The following is a 19,731-nucleotide window of genomic DNA, read 5'->3' on the forward strand; positions in this document are numbered from 1 at the left end:
GATTAGATGAATATTCTTGTGATCGGTTCGGGAGGCAGAGAGCATGCGCTTGCATGGAAGCTGGCACAGTCTGTCAGGGTACAGAAAGTCTATGTCGCACCGGGAAACGGTGGTACGGCTCTTGATCCCCGACTTGAAAACGTGTCGGTTTCCAGTCCTTCGGAACTGGCCGATTTTGCCGTTGCCAACGATATCGCCATAACTGTCGTCGGTCCGGAAGCACCCCTTGCGGCCGGTATTGTCAATATTTTCCGGGAACGGGGCCTGAAGATTTTCGGCCCGACCAAAGAAGCCGCCCAGCTTGAAAGTTCCAAGGATTTTGCCAAGGCATTTATGGAACGTCACGGCATTCCGACCGCCCGGTACCAGACTTTCACGGATCCGGAAAAAGCGCACCGGTATATCGACCGGCAGGGAGCGCCTATCGTGATCAAGGCGGATGGCTTGGCTGCCGGCAAGGGAGTGGTTGTCGCAACGACGGTGCAGCAGGCTCATGATGCCGTCAACATGATGTTGTCCGACAACAAGCTGGGCGATGCAGGTGCGCGGGTTGTCATCGAAGAGTTTCTGGAGGGAGAAGAAGCCAGTTTTATCGTTCTGGTCGATGGAAAGAATATTCTGCCTCTGGCAACCAGCCAGGACCACAAACGGCTGAAAGACAACGACGAGGGTCCCAATACCGGTGGAATGGGCGCTTTTTCCCCTGCACCGGTCGTCACACCGGCACTGCATGCCCGTATTCTCCGGGAAATCATCGTCCCGACCGTCAACGGCATGCGCAAGGACGGCATTCCCTATTCCGGTTTTTTATACGCCGGTATCATGATCGACAAGGACGGGCATCCGAAAACGCTCGAATTCAATTGTCGCATGGGCGATCCGGAAACACAGCCTATCCTGTCGAGACTGAAAAGCGATCTGGCATTCGTCCTCGAACATGCCGTTAACGGAACGCTGGACAGGATAGAGCTGGAATGGGACCGACGGATTGCACTGGGTGTTGTTCTTGCATCGGCCGGTTATCCTGAAAATCCCCAAAAGGGAGCGGTCATTACCGGAATACCGAAAGAATCGGAAAACTGTATCGTCTTTCATGCGGGAACCCGGCTCGATCACGACGGACGTTTGCTGACGTCCGGAGGCAGGGTCCTGTGTGTCGTCGGACTGGCCGATTCCATGCGTATGGCGCAAAAAACCGCGTATGATGCGGTTGAGTCCATTTATTTCGAAGGCGTACAATACAGACATGATATCGGATGGCGAGCCCTGAAGCCATACAAGACGGTACCGACAACATGAATGCCCCAGTTTAAACCTGTGTCTTGCCACTTTGAACGGAGTGGCAAGACAACCTGAGCCGAAACGGAGTCGATTTGACAAAGCGATGTATCATTCTTTTAGGCGGCAGCTTCGATCCGGTGCATGTAGGACATGTCGAGCTTGGAAAATATTTCTGCCGTTTATTCAACACCAACGAGTTGCGCCTCATTCCCGCCGGAAATCCCTGGCAAAAGCCTCTGTTGAAAGCGAACCCGAAACAGCGCATCGCCATGCTGGAATGTGCATTCAAACCGCTTGGACTTTCCTTTACCATTGACTCCCAGGAAATCGACCGTCCGGGAGCCACATATACCATCGATACCTTGCGTTCGATCCGCCATGAAGTCGGGCCGGATGTTTCGCTCATTTTTCTGATGGGGGCCGACCAGCTCCTTCGCCTGGACACCTGGCATAACTGGCGACAACTTTTCGATCTGACCAACATCGCCGTATCCGCCCGCCCGGGATTCTCGAATTCGCTGGCGCTGATCCCCAAGGCGATAGCCGACGAGTTTTCACGCCGTTTTGCGGCTCCGGAAAAAATCATTTCCACACCGGCAGGACTGACTTATCTCGCCACGGATTTGCAGATCAACGTTTCAGCGACAGAAATCAGGGCCGCATTGCAAAACGACCAGAGTCCGGCAGCATTGGTACCGGCTCCGGTTTTGAGTTATATCAAAGAAAACAATTTATACAAAAATTAAATGGATATTGAAAAATTACAGGCTTTGGCCATTGATGCACTGGAAGATGTCAAGGCACAGGATATCGTTCTCTTCGATACAACCAAACTGACCAGTCTTTTTGAACGGATTATCGTGGCATCTGGCAATTCCAATCGGCAAACGAAAGCGCTGGCCGCATCGGTCAGGGACAAGATCAAGGAAGCCGGCGGAGACGTTATCAGTATCGAAGGCGAGGATACCGGGGAATGGGTGCTGGTTGACCTCGGTGATCTGATTGTGCATATCATGCAGCCACCTATCCGGAATTACTACCGTCTGGAAGAAATCTGGGGAGGAAAACAGATCGATCTGGAAACCGCCAGAAAAGCCCTCTCTCCCAAAAGAAATTCCCGCAAAAAAGCTGGAACGCCCGGGGAATCATCCTCTCCGGATCAACCGGAAAACTGAATGTATTCATGCAAGTCACTGTCATTGCTGTCGGGCACCGGATGCCGGACTGGATTGAAAACGGTTTCAGGGAATATGCCAAACGCATGCCTTCCGAATGGCACTTTGTCTTAAAGGAACTGAAACCTGTCGAACGAACCGGAAACAGGAATGCGGAAACCGTTATGGCGGCCGAGGCCCAGAAAATACAGTCTGCCATTCCGAAGGGAGCCAGAATCATCGCTCTGGACGAACGGGGAAAGGATCTGTCCACCGTACAACTGGCCGACAATATGAAAAAATGGTTGCAGGACGGACGCGATCTTGTTTTTGTTATCGGAGGTGCCGATGGGCTCGACTCCACGCTGAAAAAACAGGCAGATTCTCTCATCCGGCTGTCTTCTCTGACGCTGCCGCATGGTATGGTTCGCATATTGCTGACAGAGCAGCTTTACCGTGCTTCCACTATTTTGCAAAACCATCCTTACCACCGGAGCTGAACAACCATGCACCCCGGCGAAAATATGATCTATCTGGCGTCCAAAAGTCCGAGACGTCAAAAATTGCTGAACCAGATCGCCGTCCGGTTCACGATACTGGATGTTCCACAACAGGATCCGGTTCATTCCGATATGGTGAATGAAGCCGTTCATTCCGGAGAAAATGCATACGATTATGTCAGCAGAATCGCACGGGAAAAGGCCGAGTATGCCCGGCAGTTTCTTGTGACACAAAACATGCCTGAACACCCTGTTCTGACGGCTGATACGACTGTCGTCATGGAAGGCGAAATTATTGGCAAACCTGCCGACAAAAACGAGGCAACAGAAATACTCCGCCGTCTCTCGGGAAAAACCCATCAGGTTCTGACCAGTGTCGCGGTCAGAAACAAGGAACACCTGTTCCAGACTGTGCAGACATCGGATGTGACATTCGCATTGCTGACGTCCCGGCACATCAATGCCTATGTCGATACCGGTGAACCATTTGATAAAGCGGGCGGTTATGGCATACAAGGTCTGGCGGGCAAATTCATCACACACATAACGGGCAGTTATTCCGGTATCATGGGTTTGCCTTTATATGAAACAACAGTGCTCTTGAGAAAAGCAGGAATATCCATTCCATGACTGAAGATATCCTTATCAACGTTACCCCTCAGGAAACCCGGATAGCCATCGTTTCCGAAGGCGCTACGCAGGAACTGCACATCGAGCGGTCGCAAACCCGGGGATTGGCTGGAAATGTTTATCTTGGCCGCGTCGTCCGGGTGCTTCCCGGCATGCAATCGGCTTTCGTGGATATCGGGCTTGAGCGAGCCGCGTTTCTCCATATCGACGATATTCTCGAAGCACATCAGACGGAAACGCCATCCGGAAAACCGGTTCCTATCGAACGGATGCTGACGGATGGCCAGTCGGTTATGGTGCGGGTCATCAAGGATCCGCTCGGAACGAAGGGCGCTCGCCTATCCACCCAGATTTCCATCGCGGGACGATTGCTTGTTTACCTCCCCCAGGAAAAACATATCGGGATATCGCAGCGTATTCAGGATGAAAAGGAACGCGAACTGCTCAAGACCCGGGTACAGCAATTTTTGTCCGAAGACGAAAAAGGAGGATTCATTATCCGGACGATGGCGGAAGATGCCTCCGACCAGGATCTTGAAACCGATGCCGTTTTCCTGAAAAAGCTCTGGCGTTCATTGAAAGACAAGGCCTATACGACGGCGGCACCGGCCCTGCTCTATCAGGATCTGACGCTGTCAGAACGGATTCTGCGCGACTTCGTGCACGAAAACACCTCCAGAATTCTGGTCGATTCCCATGATGAATTTGCCAAATTACAAGAGTTCGCCAGAATCTACACCCCGGACATTCTTGACCGTATATCCTGCTATGAAGGCGATCGCCCGCTTTTCGATTTGTATAACGTCGAAGAAGAAATCCAGCTTGCACTCTCGCGACGGGTCAATCTGAAATCGGGAGGTTATCTGATTATCGACCAGACGGAAGCCATGACAACGATTGACGTCAATACCGGCGGTTTCGTCAACGGACGCACATTCGACGACACGATATTCAAGACCAATCTCGAAGCCGCCCATGCCATTGCCCGCCAGTTAAGACTTCGCAATCTGGGCGGAATCATCATTCTCGACTTCATCGATATGGTCAATTCCGAACACAAAAATGCCGTCATGGAAGAGCTCAAAAAAACAATGGCCAATGACCGGATGAAAGTCTCCATTTCCGATTTTTCTGCATTAGGGCTTGTCGAAATGACCCGCAAACGAACGCGTGAATCACTGGCACATATTCTTTGCGAACCTTGTCCGGTCTGCCACGGTCAGGGACAGGTCAAGACGCCGCAAACCATCTGTTATGAAATCATGCGCGACATCATGCGTGAAGCCAAGCAGTTCAGCCCGAGAGAATTCCGGATTCTTGCATCCCAGATTGTTATCGACCTTTTTCTGGAAGAAGAATCCCAGCATCTGGCCACATTGGGTGATCTGATCGGAAAACCGATTTCATTGCAAGTTGAATCCGCGTACATGCAGAACCAGTATGACGTTATTCTGATGTGACTGGTTTCTGTTTTTATATTCGGGAATGGAAACATGCTCTTTCTGCCCTGAACGTGCCCATACCTGTCAGAGACCTGAAATGAGAAACATCCTTCATGACTGGATAAGACTGATCAGTTCATCCAGATACTCATCGAATCTATAAGGATAATGGATACACTTGGCTGGCGATTCGACTCTCAGTTTCCCTGTTCTGAAACGTTCTCCCATCCGGTCAAGCAATTCCCTGAGATCTTCGACGCTTCTTTTGAAACAGTAGCAGCCCGGTTCCGACAGGACTTCTGCGGCCCCGATCGTATCTGAAAACAGGACGGGTGTACCGCATGAAATGGATTCAGGACCGACGAGACCGAACGCTTCGTACTTGGACGCCAGTATCGTAGCATCCGCCGCCGTATAAAGTGCCGGCATATCCTGGCGGAACCCCAAATTCAGGACTTTTGGATGCTTCAGTTCTTTTTTGCCCGCAACGGCCAGAACAAAAGAAGTATCCTGTTTTTCCAGTGCCTTCAGAATCAGGTCTGCGCCCTTGAGTTCGTGATTGTTCGAGGGAAACAGCAAAAGGAACTGGTCTTTTCCGACTCCCAGTGATTCCCTTATCCTGTCCCGTTCACGTTGAAGAGTCATGTTGAAAAACCCTGTATCGACCGGCGGATAAAGCACATGAATTTTTGCGGGATCGATTTGATAATCCCGGACAATCTCGTCATGTACCCGCCGCGAATGCGTCACAATAGCCCTGGAATTCGTATAAAGCGCTTTTTCATTGGCGATCACCTGCTTGTCAAAATAACCCGGCTTTTTCTTTCCCTTGTCAATCAGATGGGCCAAATGTGTTCCACCGGAAACAGACAGATCGACAGGCCCCCCGGTCACTCGCGAAATACCGATGACGGGCCATCCATCTTTTATGTACCCGTAAGCCTTGTGATCGAAACGATTATTGTTGAATCGCTGGAAGGGTGTTCTGTCCGGCAACACAACAAATTCCACATTGTCGGGCTGACTGCCCGGCCATGCGACTGTCCGCGCTATAACGCGAACAGGAACCCCGCGCAACGAAAATCCGTTGATCAGATCCAGTACATGCCTGTCCATCCCCCCTGGGGACGGATGGAATGCCAGATTAGATTGATGCCCGGCAATTCTTTCATGATTCTTCTTTTTTCCTGTTTCGTCTCAATTCAATGGCGTGAGCATATTTCAGATAGGAACTCATTCCCTTGCACAATGAAATCGTCAGGCCATCCAGCCCGGCCAGAAATCCCGCCTGAACAAGATAGTGCCGTATAAAAGCCCAGCTTCCGTGAAGAATCGGCTGCCATGCATGCAAAGGCTTGCCGCTTTCCGCCAGATCTTTTGCCAGCCACCCCGAATACCGGCTTTTGGCAACCAGATCGGGATAGTCGCGGTAGGAATAGTGTGTAATATGAACCGGCACTTTTATGGAAGAGTTCGCTTCAACATGGGAATGGGCAACAACAGGTTTGAAATCAGCCTGTGTCCGGTTGAATAGTCTTTTCACATAGTCCGGATATTGGCCGGCATAAGGCGTAAAACGGCCGCCCAGCAGATTATGACGGCGCGTTTCGACAAGATCGACACCCAGTGCATCCAGATCGGTTTTCTTTACATAATCGACAAAATCGTCTTCAAGACGTTCATCTGCATCCAGATTCAACACCCATTGATGCCGGCAATGCGGCAGCCCCAGCGATCTTTGCGGGCCATCGCCCAGAAACGGTTTTTGAACAATCACCAGCGCCCCCTGTTCGCGGGCCAGTTCTATGGTACCATCGGTACTGCCTGAATCCACCACCACAATATCGTCACATATCCGTTTCATCGAACGGATGCAATCGGTAATATTGTGTGCTTCATTCAAGGTAATGACCAATCCGCTAATTGGTGTCATGGCTTCACTTCCTCTCTTTTCCCGGACTCTCCTTCCAACGGCAAACCACCGGTTCTGCCCACAGGACTGACAAGATATTTTTTCAGAACACTATACACGGTTTCCGGCTTCAGCAGTTCCATACAATGATGATGCCCCAATGGACATTCCCTTTTCTGGCAAGGTGCGCATTCCAGATCCAGCGACACGATTTCGGAATATTTCGAAAAAGGCGGCGTATGGTGATAATCGGTCGAACCATACATGGCGATGACAGGCCGCCCGAATGCGGACGCGACATGCATCAATCCTGAATCGTTCGTGACCAGTGCATCGATCTGGGAAATCAGGGCAATCGCTTCTTTCAGAGTCGTTTTCCCCGCGAGATTGACAACTGCCGGCACCGCGGAGGCAATCGGATCGCAAACGACCCTGTCATTTGGCGAACCCAGCAGCAATATCTGGATATGACCGAACTCGGCAAGTATGCGTTCGGCCAGAGCGATGAAACTGTGGACAGGCCAGCGTTTCGCCGGCCCGAATTCCGCTCCCGGCGCAAATGCGACAATCCGGCGAGTCGCATCGATATCCAGCTTTTCAAGAATCCCGACCGCCTCTTCCCGTGCAACGGACATATGAGGTGTCGGACAGTCTTCCCTGCCCGGCGCATCTTTTGCCGGAGGATTGGCCAATGCCGCATAGAACGGAATCATCGGCCGAGGTGAATGTTTATCGTCCCGGTGAATGACATTCAGGAGACCATACCGTTTTTCCCCCAGATAACCGATTCTTTCCGGAATTTTCGCCATCCACGGGATCAGGGCGAATTTCAGGGTATTCGGCAAAACATAGGCACGGTCGTAAGACGACGCTTTCAGAACACGCGCCATACGCCATCGATCTTTCAGCTGCAGTTTTCCATGTCTGAACGATGTCGCATACACTCGGCTGACTTCCGGCACCGCCTCCCATACGGGAGCCACCCAGGCAGGCGCCAAAATATCAATTACAGTCGCCGGTTCGCGCTGCTTGAGCAACTGCAATAACGGCTGCGCCATGATGGCATCACCGATCCAGTTCGGTGAAATGATCAGAATTCGTTCCGGCTTTTTATCCATTGACAGATTGTTCCATTTCTTGCGCATGTTGCCAACCGCTTATTCTCCGCTCAGGACGATACCCTGTGTCATCCCCGCCAGAAAATACGGTTTTGGAGTGTTACGGCACGTTTTCCGCCAGCTGCATGAAAAACAGGTTTTGCACCGGCAACTCTTCAATAAACGACATGAACATTTTCAAATCGTTGTGCCAGTTCATTGATACACTCATCCTTTGGAAGAACCAGCCAGCCGGTCCCGAAATCGTACTGGCATCTGTTTTCCCCGGCGACATAATCCGCGATCAGACGCATGCCATTTTCTCCCGTGCAAGAAACCAGCATTCCCTTCAGAACCGAAGGGCTGAATTTCTCGGGAAGCGAAAAAGCGATATGTTGCCCGAAATGGAGTCTTGCTTCCGCAATGTCCAAAGCATCGTCCGCGTTGAGCCGCAATCCCCCGGAAAAACGGTCCTCAGAAACCTTGCCGAACACGGCCAGAAATTCATCTTCCTTGAAGATGGCACGTTTCTGTTCAAGCAATTCCGAAAATACAGTCACTTCAACAGACGCTGTGCCATCATCAAGAGACACCACCATCATCTTGCCCCGCTGGGACATTTGCGTCCGGATACCGGCGACGATGCCGACAACCCATCTGGGTTCCCGCGATACGTCGAGTTCGGAAATACGGGTCCGGGCAAACTGGCGCGCTTCCTTCGCATAGGCGTGAAACAGATGTCCAGAAAGACAAAAACCCAGCACACCTTTCTCTTCCGTCAATTTGTATTTTTCTGTCCAGTGCGGAACCCTGACATATTCCACCGCATTCAAAACCGTCTCTTCGTCCCCGAACAGACTGACCTGATTGGCAGATGCTTCGGCCTGTTCCGCTGCCTCGATAGCCAGCTCGACCGAGGCCAGAAGAACGGCACGATCCACACCGAAACAGTCAAACGCTCCGGCTCTGATGAGGGATTCGATGGTACGCCGGTTAATCTGATGCTTGTCGACTCTGACACAAAAATCGAACAGGTCCTTGAAAGGGCGTTCCTTCCTTGCCTGGACAATCGCCTCAATGGCACTTTCTCCCGAGCCTTTGACCGCACCGAGACCGTAACGGATCTGCGTTACCGGTTTCTTGCTGACGCTGGGCGGCTCGCCAACCGGTTTGAAATAATAGTCGGAATGATTGATATCCGGAGGCAGAATTTCCAGTCCACAGACATCCACCGCATCTTCCACCAGCACCTTGATCTTGTCCGTATCATCCATGGCCAGCGACATGTTGGCTGCCATGAATGCGGCTGCATGGTGTTTTTTCAGATAGGCTGTCTGATAGGACAGGAGCGCATATGCCGTAGCATGCGATTTGTTGAAACCGTATCCGGCGAATTTTTCCATCAAATCGAAAATCTCGTCGGCCTTGGCTTCGGACAAGTTGTTTTTGGCCGCACCGTCACGGAAAATCTGGCGATGCCTTGCCATTTCTGCCGCATCTTTCTTACCCATGGCACGGCGCAACAGGTCGGCACCTCCCAGTGTGTATCCACCGATCACCTGAGCCATCTGCATGACCTGTTCCTGATAAATCATAATGCCGTAAGTCTCTGACAGAATGCCCTTCGTCCGCTCATCCGGATACTCGAATGCCTCGCCATGTTTGCGACGGCAAAAATCCGGAATCAGATCCATCGGTCCCGGACGGTAAAGCGCGACAAGCGCAATAATGTCTTCGAAACGGTCGGGTCTGGCATCTTTCAGCATCCCCTGCATACCCCGGCTTTCAAGCTGGAACACGGCAACCGTTTTCGCTCTGGTCAGCAAGTCGAACGTTTCCTTGTCATCCAGAGGTATCGTATCAAGCTCGAAACCGGACATGGCCGGATCAAGCTGATGAATGTACTTCATCGCCAGATCCAGAATCGTCAGTGTCGTCAGCCCCAGAAAGTCGAATTTGACAAGGCCAATTTCTTCAACATCTTTCTTGTCGAACTGCGAAACCACGCCGGATTCCCCGTCCTGGGTATAAAGCGGGCAAAAATCGGTCAATTTTCCGGGAGCGATCAGGACACCGCCCGCATGCATTCCGACATTGCGTGTGATACCTTCAACCTGCTCCGCCAGACCAAGAAGCTGCTTGACTTCTTCTTCCGACTGCTCACGCTCCGCCAGTATGGGTTCTTCTTTTTTGGCTTCCGCGATCGTCACCTGTTTGCCGGGCTTGAAGGGGATGAGTTTGGAAATACCGTCGCAGAAATTGTATCCCAGATCCAGTACACGCCCGACATCGCGCACAGCCGCCTTGGCGGCCATCGTTCCGAATGTGGCGATCTGGGAAACCGCGTCTTTTCCGTAACGGTCTTTCACATACTGGATGACCTTGTCGCGCCCGTGCTGGCAGAAATCGACATCGAAGTCCGGCATCGAGACCCGTTCCGGATTCAGGAAACGTTCAAAAATCAGATTGTAGGCAATCGGATCAAGGTTGGTAATCAGAAGACAATAGGCGACCAGAGAACCGGCACCCGACCCCCTGCCCGGGCCGACAGGCACTCCATTGTTTTTGGCCCAACGGATGAAATCCGCCACGATCAGGAAGTAACCGGAAAAACCCATCTTGATGATGGTATCGATTTCGTAATTCAGACGTTCATCATAAACGGGACGTCTGGCTTTTCTTTCTTCTTCATCCGGAAACAGAACTTCCAGCCGTTTTTCAAGGCCATGTTTTGCCTCACTCGCCAAAAACTCATCCAGTGTCATGCCATCCGGCGTGGGAAACAAGGGCAATTTATGATGTCCCAGTTCCAGAACCAGATTACAGCGACGTGCGATCTCGACGGAATTCTGCAAGGCACCCGGCAGATCGGCAAACAACTGCACCATTTCCTTTTGAGTCAGAAAACATTGCTGCTCATTGAACAAATGGGCACGTTTCTTGTTGGAAAGGACTTCTCCTTCGGAAATACAGGTTCTCGCCTCATGGGCCCGGAACTGGTCACGTGTCAGAAACTGGACAGGATGTGTCGCGACGACCGGAAGCTGGAGTTTGTCCGCCAACCCGACGGCATGCCGGACATACTGTTCCATTCCCAGCTGGCCAGTCCGCTGTATTTCGATATAGAAATTCCCACGAAAAATCCGTGCCCATTTCAGGGCAAGCTTTTCCGCACTTTCGATATTGGCGGATTCCAGCGCCATGCCGATATCCCCCTGCTTGGCACCTGACAAGGCGATCATCCCTGTATCGGGATGACGGGCGGCCAGTTCTTCCAGCCATTCCGCTCTCACCTCGGCACGCCCCCGATACTGGTTTTCAAGCCATGCCTTGGTCAGCAATTCACACAAGTTCAGGTAACCTGCCCTGTCTTTTACCAGCAACAAAAGCCTGGACGGCTTTTCCCTGTCAACATCGTTGGTGATCCAGACATCGCATCCGGCAATCGGTTTGACTCCTTTCTTGCGTGCGGCCTTGTAGAATTTGATCAGGCCGAACAGATTGGAAAGATCCGTCAGCGCCATAGCGGGCTGTTCATCCCCGGCTGCCGCGGCGACAGCATCATCGACACGAACCAGTCCATCCACGATGGAGTATTCGGAATGAAGGCGCAGATGAACGAATTGCGTATTTTTCATACAGCTATTTACCCCGACTATATTCTTCAATCATATAACAGTCATTTTCGAGCTTTCGGCTTGCCTCCGAGAAGTGCCGCCAACGGCTTCTTCGGCAATCGGGAAACCTGTTCTTCAGGCCGCTTCTCCTCACCTGAGGGTTCTTCAGGAACATAAGGGCGATCAAACCAGGGATCCTGGCTTTTTTTCTCCAGCCCGACCGATTTGTAAGGACTGCGTTCCGAACGCTTGCCACTGCCGGCTGTTTCCGCCTTGTCAATTTTCTCTTTTTTCAGTTCGAAAACGGGAATCGTGAGAAGAGGCAATTTTCTTTTGATCAGCTTCTCGATTTCATTCAGCAGTTTCTCATCTTTTGCCGAACACAGGGAAATCGCTTCACCGGTCGCTCCCGCCCTGCCTGTCCTGCCTATGCGATGGACATAATCTTCAGCCACAAAAGGCAAATCGAAATTGATCACACACGGCAATTCCTCAATATGCAAACCTCTTGCCGCCACATCCGTCGCGACCAGAACGGAAATATTCCCTTCCTTGAAGGCGTCCAGTACCGCCATTCTTTCCGCCTGTGTCTTGTCTCCATGAATGGCGGACGCTTTGAGTCCTTTCTTCTCAAGCTGACGTGCCAGACGTGAAGCACCGGCTTTGGTATTGGAAAAAATCAGTACCTGCTTTTGCTGATGCTGGCGCAACAAATACTCGACTGCTTCGTTTTTATCGGCTTCATCGACGTGGTAAACGGCCTGCTTGACATTGTCTGCCGTGGCATTTTTCCGCGCGACTTCGACAGAAACGGGATTTTCAAGGAAACTTTTTGCCAGTTTCCGGATCTCGCTGGAAAAAGTAGCTGAAAAAAGAAGCGTCTGCCGCTCTTTTGGCAACAAATTGACGATTCGCTGCAAATCGGGAAGAAAACCCATATCCAGCATACGATCCGCTTCATCCAGGACAAGAATATGCGTTTGTCCCAGATTGACATTTTTCTGCTGGATATGATCAAGCAATCTGCCGGGCGTTGCGATCAGGATTTCCGTTCCTGCCCGGAGAATACCGGTTTGCGTCGAAATATCGACACCGCCGAAAACAACCGCCGCACGCAAACGCGTATATTTCGCATATTTCCTGATATCTTCATAAACCTGATCGGCCAGTTCACGAGTCGGCACAAGTACCAGTGCCCTCACCGGATGACGTGCGGGAGACATGCTCGTATTGGCATGGTAAAGCAACGACTGCAAGACAGGCAAGGAATAACCGGCCGTTTTTCCGGTTCCGGTCTGGGCTGCGCCCATGACATCCTTTCCCTCGAGAATGACCGGTATGGCCCGGGACTGGATGGGTGTTGGCGAGCTATACCCCAGATCGTCAAGCGCCTTCAGAAGTTCGGAAGCCAATCCGAAATCCCCGAACTTTTCAGGTGAAGTGCCTGCCAATGCCTTTTGCTGATTTTCTGCCATAACATCCCGAATTCAATAGGTAATTTATTCTGACGGCCATACAGCCGCAGCCGTTTTTTCGCAACGGTTTTTGGAAAAGACATATTGTACGATATACCTTTTCCAAAAACAGGTCCGTCCCGCTCCCCTTCCGCACTTATACCTGTCTTTGACTGGGTCCGCAAGCGGCCCCGTCTCCACCGGCCAGGGCTTTCATAAACAGAAAAAAACCGTCCCGACCGATTTTCCGTATCATGACAGAGACATTCTTCAATTCCTTGCGCTTACAGGCATATAATGAAGCGGTATCCTGTTGGCAAAAACACCGTTTAAAAAATCAGCCAGTTCCGACTATCGGGATTTTTCGGAAATCATGCTAGCCGTTCTGTTACGTTTCGTGAAAAACTGGACCTTGCCGTTGGCCATGCTGGCTGGCGGGATTGGATATCCTGTTTTCATCCATCTGTCGTTTCTGACACCTTACCTCATCTTTACGATGTTGCTGCTGACTTTCTGTAAAGTCCCGTTCGGCGATCTCCGGTTCAAACCCGTACACTTCTGGCTGTTGCTCGTCCAGATCGGTGGCGCCGTTCTCGTTTATCTGCTCCTGAAGCCGCTGAACATTTTTGCGGCGGAAGGCGCTTTTATCTGTGTCATCGCACCGACAGCCACCGCCGCAGCCGTCATCACGGACAAACTCGGCGGAAGTGCCGCCAGCCTGACAAGTTATACACTTTTGGGGAATGTCGGAACCGCCATAGCGGCTCCCCTTCTTTTTCCTCTCGTGCATCCCCTGGGACATGATATCGGATTCTGGATTTCGTTTTTCATCATCCTGAAAAAAGTCTTTCCCCTGCTGATTTGCCCTTTTGTCGCCGCCATGATCCTGAGACGTTTCCTGCCGGCCGTTCACAAACAGCTGACCCGTTACAATGAAACCGCTTTTTATCTCTGGGCGGTTGCCTTGATCGTCGTCATGGCACAAACCGTCAATACGCTTGTGACTGAACCGGAAGACGGCATGACGGAAATCTGGATTGCCCTTGCCGCCATGATCGTTTGCTGTCTGCAGTTTTTCATCGGCAAGAGAATCGGTTCGCGCTACCGGGAACGCATCAGCGGCGGCCAGTCCCTTGGACAGAAAAACACGATTCTGGCAATCTGGATGGCCCATGTTTATATGTCCCCTATTTCCGCCATCGGCGCAGGTTCCTATGTCGTATGGCAAAACATCATCAATTCCTGGCAACTCTGGAAACAGAGAAAAAACGAAGAAGCCGGTCTGGTTGATCCCCATAAGAAAGAAACCTGACGCCTGGCTTTTTGGACAATGGATAATCCGCCTTTTCCCGGGGATATTCCTGTCACATCTGTTTATTTTGGATCAAATCCGTTTCCCGCATATGGGCCCATTCTCTGAATTCATTTCCGGTACATCAGCGATAAAAGAAAATGGACAATATCACTTCCAGTGCGGGCAACCTGCCAAACCGTATAAAGAAGGCATTGATTACACGCTTCAGTCTGCGCATGGACCAGGCCGATGACAGGGAAATCGACAGAAACATCCGCGAAGGACTCGAACTGAACGGCACCTATTTGTGGACACTGATGTGTGCCATTCTGATCGCGTCGATCGGTCTGAATATCAACTCGACAGCTGTCATTATCGGTGCCATGCTGATTTCCCCGTTGATGGGCCCGATTATGGGAATCGGTTATGGTGTCGGTATCTATGATTTCCGGCTGATTCACAAGGCATTCAAGAACCTGGCCATTGCAACCGTTATCAGTTTCATCACTTCCGCTCTTTATTTTTACATCACTCCGCTAAACAGCGTCCAGTCGGAATTGCTGGCCCGAACGTCACCGACCCTCTGGGACTTGCTCATCGCACTTTTCGGTGGACTTGCCGGCATTATCGGAGCCACCCGAAAAGAGAAATCGAACGTGATTCCGGGTGTCGCCATCGCGACTGCCCTGATGCCACCGATCTGTACAGCCGCTTACGGGTTCGTGCATGGCAATACCGGTTTCGTTCTGGGAGCATTTTATCTTTATCTGCTGAACTGTATCTACATCGCGGTTCCGTCCATTCTCATCGTCTGGTTCATCCATCCGGTTGCCCGACGTGAAATCAACGACAAACTCCGGTTCAGATTAAGGCTCTTTCTGTTCTCCACTGTATTCGTCAGCTTTGTTCCCAGCGTTTTCATCGCCGTCAATTTCGTCCATAACCAGGTATTCGACCGCAATGTTTCCGATTTTGTCAGCAAGGAACTGGTTTTCAGCAAAACGTTCCCGATCGATTACAAATCTTCCTACAAGAACAAAACCATTGATGTCGTCCTGGTCGGCAAGCAGCTGGATGAAAACACTATTGCCGAAATTGAAAATACTTTGCCGAAATACGGGCTGGCGGGAACCCGGCTGATTTTCAAACAGGTCGGAATGCATCAGGAAGATATCAATGCCATCAAAACGGCTCTGGCAAAAGATATTCTAGCGGACAATCAGAAAGAAGCGGAAAAGAAAGAACAGATTCTCCAGTCTCTTCAGGCAAACGCCCGGTCAGCAGAAAAGAAAGCCCGGGAAGAAAAGGAAAAGACATATATGAATATGGCAAGGGAAATTTATATTCAATATCCGGAAATCAACGAGGTACTTTTCGCAGACGCCTATGTTTCACGACAAAAGGACAAAAATATCGACCGGATACCTGCCGTTGTCATTATCAGCAAACATACCCTGAAAAAAGACACCCGGACAAAAATCATGAAATGGCTGAGATTCCGTCTGGAAGAAGACCGGACGGAGATGATTTTCATCAATCGCTAATCCATGGCAACTGCAGAGGGCAATATCCTTGTCTTCCGACAATAAAGGCAGACCGGCAAAAATTCTGTTCCTGCCCCACATTCAAACGGCAGAAAAGATACCAGACCACTTCATCTGCAAGATGGAAAAAAACTGATCTCAGCCTGATAAACCATCCAAAAAACATAGCAGAACGGCAAGATAAGGAAAATCTCTTGCAAACAGGACATTTTTGCTTCTATAATCGCGCTATTCAAAAAATGAATAGCGCTGCACTGTGTCTGTAAAGCCGGGAAACCAATCCCTTTTACAAGCTTTCAATCCACAAGATTCTCCCTGTAACAGTTCAACACGCCCACTCTTTCGAAAAAGAGACAGAACAGTTTTGCCAGTAAATGTCCGATTGTCAAGTTTATGGTTGCACAAATTTACAAAAACATCGTTACCGAAGCACTGCATTCCATTGTCAATAACGAGGTTGTTGACTGTGCCATTGGCGACAGAACCGTTGCGGTCGAAAGCGACCGTGGCACAGGTATAGCCATGCTTTACGCGAAAAGCAACCGGAGTCGCAAACAACTGGACGATATCGAACAATCGGTACGTACCATGACTCTGGAATCTCTCGTCGGTACCTATCTTGAAGACGATCCTTTTTACGCCTCGATAGGACTTGCCGCGATCAATTCCCTGCTGATCGAAAAAAGCGATACTCCTGCCCCCGATTACCAGAATGCTTTCCTGCACGACAACCCGCCTGTACATCTCGGATTGGTCGGCTATTTTGCACCTGTTGTGCATCTTGCAAAAAAACATGGGCAGAAACTGAGCGTTTTCGAATTGCGGGATATCCCTGACACGTTCCGTCCCGAGGATGCCGAAAAAGAAATGCCATCCTGCGATGTTGTGATTCTTACCGGCTCGGCATTTTCCAACAGAAGCATCCATCACTACTTTCCCTGTATATCAGCCCGTGCCGAAGCTTACATTCTCGGCCCGAGCACCCCTATGGCGGATTGTCTCGGACGCTTTTTTCTCGGAAGCAGCCGCATCTTGCGCAACAAACCGGTTTTCGATGCCATCCGCAACAACGCCAGTTGCGGAAGTTTGCGCCAATGGATGGAAAAAACAGGCCGGGTATCACAAAAACAAAGGATACAGAAATGATTATCGCCATTACGGGCTCACGCGGGAAAGGAAAAAGCTTCACTCTTGAAAAAATCGCCAAATCCCTGCGTTCCAAAACAACAAGTCTTGGCGGAGTCATCAGCCGCAGTATTGTCCGGGGTGAAAACCATCATGGATACGAATTGCTCTGTGTGGGCTCAGGCCGCTCGCTTCCCCTGGCCACGCCCTGTCAAAACACGGGTACTTCCTCTTCCGGCAGCACCATCCGTTTCGGAGCATACCGCTTTTTTACAGAAAGCCTGCAATTGGGCAACCGGACAATTTCGGAAGATCTGGGAAAAAACTGTCTGTTTATCGATGAAGTCGGCCGGTGGGAAATGGAAGGGGGAGGCTGGAGCAGAAACCTCGATGCGATCAGAAACAGAAAACTGCCGACTTTAATCGGAATACGACGCGGGCTTGTACAGCTCGTTTCGTACAAATGGAAGCTCGACATCTCTTCCATATTCGATCTGGACACAATGAGTTTTCAATACGTGGCAAATGAAATTCTGAAAAAACTGGATGAAACACCGACAACAAAAAACTGAAGGACCCACAAGAAAAATGAAAATCAAGAAAGGAATCAAAAAACCGCTTTGCCTCGCCATGATGCTGCTTTGCGAAACGGCACCGCTTTTTGCCGCCGATTTGGATATGCCGGAAATCCAGCTTGAAAACGTCACTATTACAGACAGGCTGGATACCACAACCTACCTGACCCAAACCGATTTCGAACGCAAATCCGCCAACAATCTGTGGGAAGCCGTCAAAGGCGTTCCCGGTGTATTTCAGGGAGAATCCGCCGGACGCGGGGAAGATACCATTACCATCCGGGGATCAAGCCGTTATCAGATCGGCATGTATGTTGACGATATTCCTGTCGCAACGGCATACCGGAACGAATGGGCTGCCGACAATGCCTTGCTGTTCGATCTTGAATCCGTCGATATCGCCAAAGGTTTTTCGTCTCCGCTTCTCGGAAGCAATAACGGGCTGGCGGGAACAATCAATCTCAAAACGGCGAAACCGGTCAAAAATCTGGATTTCAAGGCCAAATATACGAATTATTTCGACAGCCATACCAACGATCAGGGACGTCTGATGGGATTCTCTCTGGGGACACGGCAGGAAAAGTTTTACGCGAAAATCAGCGCTGTTGAAAACCGGCGGGACTTCTACCGGCTTTCCGGCGATTTCGGCGGAGGCCGTTATCAGGATAAGGGACGACGCGTCAATTCAGACTACCGTAACCGGAGCGTCAACGCGATTGTCGGCTTCACCCCGACAAGGGATATCGATGTCATGTTCGGTTATACCGCCCAGCGCTACGAAAGAGGACAGCCGATCAATGCAAGCCCTGACGCACCAGATATCGGCAACAAAGGCAATCAAACCCGGGCATGGCGCTGGCCGATTTACGATACAGACCGTCTCTACATGAATGCCAGCTGGAATATCAATGAGAAAGCGAAAGCCCAATTCATCGCCTATTATGACAAACATAAAGACAAGACCTACGGTTATCAAGATGCCGACTATTCCATTCGTGATCTGAGTGGCGACACGTTATACGACCAGTATACTGCCGGCGCGCAAATCAAGCTGGATTACGCGTTCAACAGCCAAAACAAACTGGCCACATCGCTCGGCTACAGAAACCTGTCCCACAAAGGCTATAACTGGACAGACGACAATGCGAAATATCTCACCGACAACATCAAGGAAAATTACTGGGATGCTGGTGCCGAATATACGCTCAAAGTATCCGATCCGCTCACGCTCGTCATGGGCGGAAGCTATACCTGGGTTGATCCGGACAGGGCGAATACCTACGAATTTGGGGAAAGCGCATCTCGCATGAACGTATCCGGATTGTCGGAAGATCTTTTCACATGGCAAATCGGTGCATTTTACGATATCCGGAAAAACGATCAGGTCTATGCCACCGTCGCGCGAAAATCCCGTATCGGCACCATGCGTGAGCGTTTCATGGGATTCAGGAACGACGCGGCCATGCCGACCAGCGGCGATCTCAAACCGGAAAAAGCACTTCACTATGAACTGGGATACCGTGGCAAACCTGTAGACAAGCTCAAACTGAACGCCAGCATGTTCTATAGCGATTACAGCAATCTCATCATCTCGACCAGTGACAAGAATAAAAACACCTATTTCACCAACGCCGACAAGGCAGGGATTTTCGGTATTGAAATGGCTGCGGAATACCTGTTCAGTCCGGGTCTTAGTGCCGGAATGACTTACAGCTATATGGACTGGGATACGCGAGGCAGTTCTGCGGACTATATCACGTTCACGCCCAAACACAGCGGTTCGGCCTATCTGGTCTTTTCGCCGATGGAACACGTTTCCATCATCCCGGAACTTTACGTGACCGACCACTTCTATTCGAGTTCCAGCACCGGCGATGATGTCCTGTCTCCAGGATTTGCCACGTTCAATCTGAAAGCGATTTACGAACCCAGGGACAACTATTCCTTTGAGGTAGGTGTACAGAATCTCTTCGATAAAAATTATTACTACACATATGGATACCCACAGGCGGGGATGACGCTTTTCGCCGGAATGACCGTCAAGTATTGATAAACCAACCCCGGCTCCATGCACAATGAAAAACCCGTTCACGGAGCCTTCTCATT

At 50.6% G+C, this 19,731-nt stretch carries 15 protein-coding genes and 1 pseudogene; 11 read left to right on the top strand and 5 right to left on the bottom strand.

Annotated elements, in window-relative coordinates; genetic code table 11:
- The first annotated feature begins 6 nt into the window (after positions 1–6).
- From purD to rng, 6 genes and pseudogenes are all read left to right on the top strand, one after another.
- On the top strand, positions 7–1,299 hold the full coding sequence (purD, locus tag NB647_RS08885) for a phosphoribosylamine--glycine ligase (protein WP_269283107.1): 1,293 nt from the start codon (positions 7–9) through the stop codon (positions 1,297–1,299).
- 74 nt (positions 1,300–1,373) lie between these two features.
- The gene (gene nadD / locus NB647_RS08890) at positions 1,374–2,027 is read left to right on the top strand and encodes a nicotinate (nicotinamide) nucleotide adenylyltransferase (protein WP_269264247.1); all 654 of its coding nucleotides are present in this window, start codon (positions 1,374–1,376) and stop codon (positions 2,025–2,027) included.
- A pseudogene (rsfS, locus tag NB647_RS08895) lies at positions 2,028–2,352 on the top strand (ribosome silencing factor); the annotation flags it as partial. It lies immediately after the preceding gene.
- 112 nt (positions 2,353–2,464) lie between these two features.
- Positions 2,465–2,935, top strand: a complete 471-nt coding sequence (gene rlmH / locus NB647_RS08900) for a 23S rRNA (pseudouridine(1915)-N(3))-methyltransferase RlmH (RefSeq protein ID WP_269264248.1) — start codon at positions 2,465–2,467, stop codon at positions 2,933–2,935.
- Between the two features lie 6 nt (positions 2,936–2,941).
- Positions 2,942–3,565, top strand: a complete 624-nt coding sequence (locus NB647_RS08905; protein WP_269283108.1) for a Maf family protein — start codon at positions 2,942–2,944, stop codon at positions 3,563–3,565.
- Complete coding sequence (rng, locus tag NB647_RS08910) at positions 3,562–5,025, top strand: ribonuclease G (protein ID WP_269283109.1); 1,464 nt, start codon at positions 3,562–3,564, stop codon at positions 5,023–5,025. Before NB647_RS08905 ends, rng begins: the two co-directional genes overlap by 4 nt.
- Positions 5,026–5,118: 93 nt before the next feature.
- Here rng and NB647_RS08915 read toward each other — a convergent pair whose 3' ends face one another.
- From NB647_RS08915 to NB647_RS08935, 5 genes are all read right to left on the bottom strand, one after another.
- On the bottom strand, positions 5,119–6,123 hold the full coding sequence (locus NB647_RS08915) for a glycosyltransferase family 4 protein (RefSeq protein WP_269283111.1): 1,005 nt from the start codon (positions 6,121–6,123) through the stop codon (positions 5,119–5,121).
- A 52-nt stretch (positions 6,124–6,175) separates the two neighbouring features.
- The gene (locus tag NB647_RS08920) at positions 6,176–6,940 is read right to left on the bottom strand and encodes a glycosyltransferase family 2 protein (RefSeq protein WP_269264252.1); all 765 of its coding nucleotides are present in this window, start codon (positions 6,938–6,940) and stop codon (positions 6,176–6,178) included.
- Positions 6,937–8,064 carry a lipopolysaccharide heptosyltransferase II gene (waaF, locus tag NB647_RS08925; protein WP_269283113.1) on the bottom strand — a complete coding sequence of 376 codons (1,128 nt, stop codon included), beginning with the start codon at positions 8,062–8,064 and terminating at the stop codon, positions 6,937–6,939. Before waaF ends, NB647_RS08920 begins: the two co-directional genes overlap by 4 nt.
- Positions 8,065–8,192: 128 nt before the next feature.
- Positions 8,193–11,654, bottom strand: a complete 3,462-nt coding sequence (dnaE, locus tag NB647_RS08930) for a DNA polymerase III subunit alpha (RefSeq protein ID WP_269283115.1) — start codon at positions 11,652–11,654, stop codon at positions 8,193–8,195.
- Positions 11,655–11,695: 41 nt separating this feature from the next.
- Complete coding sequence (locus NB647_RS08935) at positions 11,696–13,108, bottom strand: DEAD/DEAH box helicase (RefSeq protein ID WP_269283117.1); 1,413 nt, start codon at positions 13,106–13,108, stop codon at positions 11,696–11,698.
- Between the two features lie 352 nt (positions 13,109–13,460).
- On the opposite strand from NB647_RS08935, the gene NB647_RS08940 reads away from it, so the two are divergent.
- The 5 genes from NB647_RS08940 (at position 13,461) to NB647_RS08960 (ending at position 19,675) form a co-directional block, all read left to right on the top strand.
- Positions 13,461–14,399, top strand: a complete 939-nt coding sequence (locus tag NB647_RS08940; RefSeq protein ID WP_269264256.1) for a bile acid:sodium symporter family protein — start codon at positions 13,461–13,463, stop codon at positions 14,397–14,399.
- A gap of 140 nt (positions 14,400–14,539) precedes the next feature.
- A complete protein-coding gene (locus NB647_RS08945) occupies positions 14,540–15,925 on the top strand; it encodes a DUF389 domain-containing protein (RefSeq protein WP_269283119.1) in 1,386 nt (461 codons plus the stop codon).
- A 393-nt stretch (positions 15,926–16,318) separates the two neighbouring features.
- Positions 16,319–17,071 (top strand): Rossmann-like domain-containing protein, encoded by a 753-nt coding sequence (locus tag NB647_RS08950; RefSeq protein WP_269283121.1) that lies wholly within the window; start codon positions 16,319–16,321, stop codon positions 17,069–17,071.
- On the top strand, positions 17,068–17,622 hold the full coding sequence (locus NB647_RS08955) for a nucleoside-triphosphatase (RefSeq protein WP_269283124.1): 555 nt from the start codon (positions 17,068–17,070) through the stop codon (positions 17,620–17,622). The genes NB647_RS08950 and NB647_RS08955 overlap by 4 nt, the downstream gene beginning before the upstream one ends.
- A 16-nt stretch (positions 17,623–17,638) precedes the next feature.
- Positions 17,639–19,675: a TonB-dependent receptor gene (locus NB647_RS08960; RefSeq protein WP_269283127.1), complete on the top strand. Its 2,037-nt coding sequence runs from the start codon at positions 17,639–17,641 to the stop codon at positions 19,673–19,675.
- The last annotated feature ends 56 nt before the right edge of the window (positions 19,676–19,731 follow it).

The sequence above is a fragment of the Oxalobacter aliiformigenes genome (genome assembly GCF_027116575.1).
GTDB lineage: Bacteria > Pseudomonadota > Gammaproteobacteria > Burkholderiales > Burkholderiaceae_D > Oxalobacter > Oxalobacter aliiformigenes.

Coding starts and splice junctions, on each gene's coding strand:
- purD (WP_269283107.1), top strand. CDS start 7: ATGAATATTCTTGTGATCGGTTCGGGAGGCAGAGAGCATGCGCTTGCA.
- rlmH (WP_269264248.1), top strand. CDS start 2,465: ATGCAAGTCACTGTCATTGCTGTCGGGCACCGGATGCCGGACTGGATT.
- NB647_RS08905 (WP_269283108.1), top strand. CDS start 2,942: ATGCACCCCGGCGAAAATATGATCTATCTGGCGTCCAAAAGTCCGAGA.
- rng (WP_269283109.1), top strand. CDS start 3,562: ATGACTGAAGATATCCTTATCAACGTTACCCCTCAGGAAACCCGGATA.
- NB647_RS08915 (WP_269283111.1), bottom strand. CDS start 6,123: ATGGACAGGCATGTACTGGATCTGATCAACGGATTTTCGTTGCGCGGG.
- NB647_RS08920 (WP_269264252.1), bottom strand. CDS start 6,940: ATGACACCAATTAGCGGATTGGTCATTACCTTGAATGAAGCACACAAT.
- waaF (WP_269283113.1), bottom strand. CDS start 8,064: ATGCGCAAGAAATGGAACAATCTGTCAATGGATAAAAAGCCGGAACGA.
- dnaE (WP_269283115.1), bottom strand. CDS start 11,654: ATGAAAAATACGCAATTCGTTCATCTGCGCCTTCATTCCGAATACTCC.
- NB647_RS08935 (WP_269283117.1), bottom strand. CDS start 13,108: ATGGCAGAAAATCAGCAAAAGGCATTGGCAGGCACTTCACCTGAAAAG.
- NB647_RS08940 (WP_269264256.1), top strand. CDS start 13,461: ATGCTAGCCGTTCTGTTACGTTTCGTGAAAAACTGGACCTTGCCGTTG.
- NB647_RS08945 (WP_269283119.1), top strand. CDS start 14,540: ATGGACAATATCACTTCCAGTGCGGGCAACCTGCCAAACCGTATAAAG.
- NB647_RS08950 (WP_269283121.1), top strand. CDS start 16,319: ATGGTTGCACAAATTTACAAAAACATCGTTACCGAAGCACTGCATTCC.
- NB647_RS08955 (WP_269283124.1), top strand. CDS start 17,068: ATGATTATCGCCATTACGGGCTCACGCGGGAAAGGAAAAAGCTTCACT.
- NB647_RS08960 (WP_269283127.1), top strand. CDS start 17,639: ATGAAAATCAAGAAAGGAATCAAAAAACCGCTTTGCCTCGCCATGATG.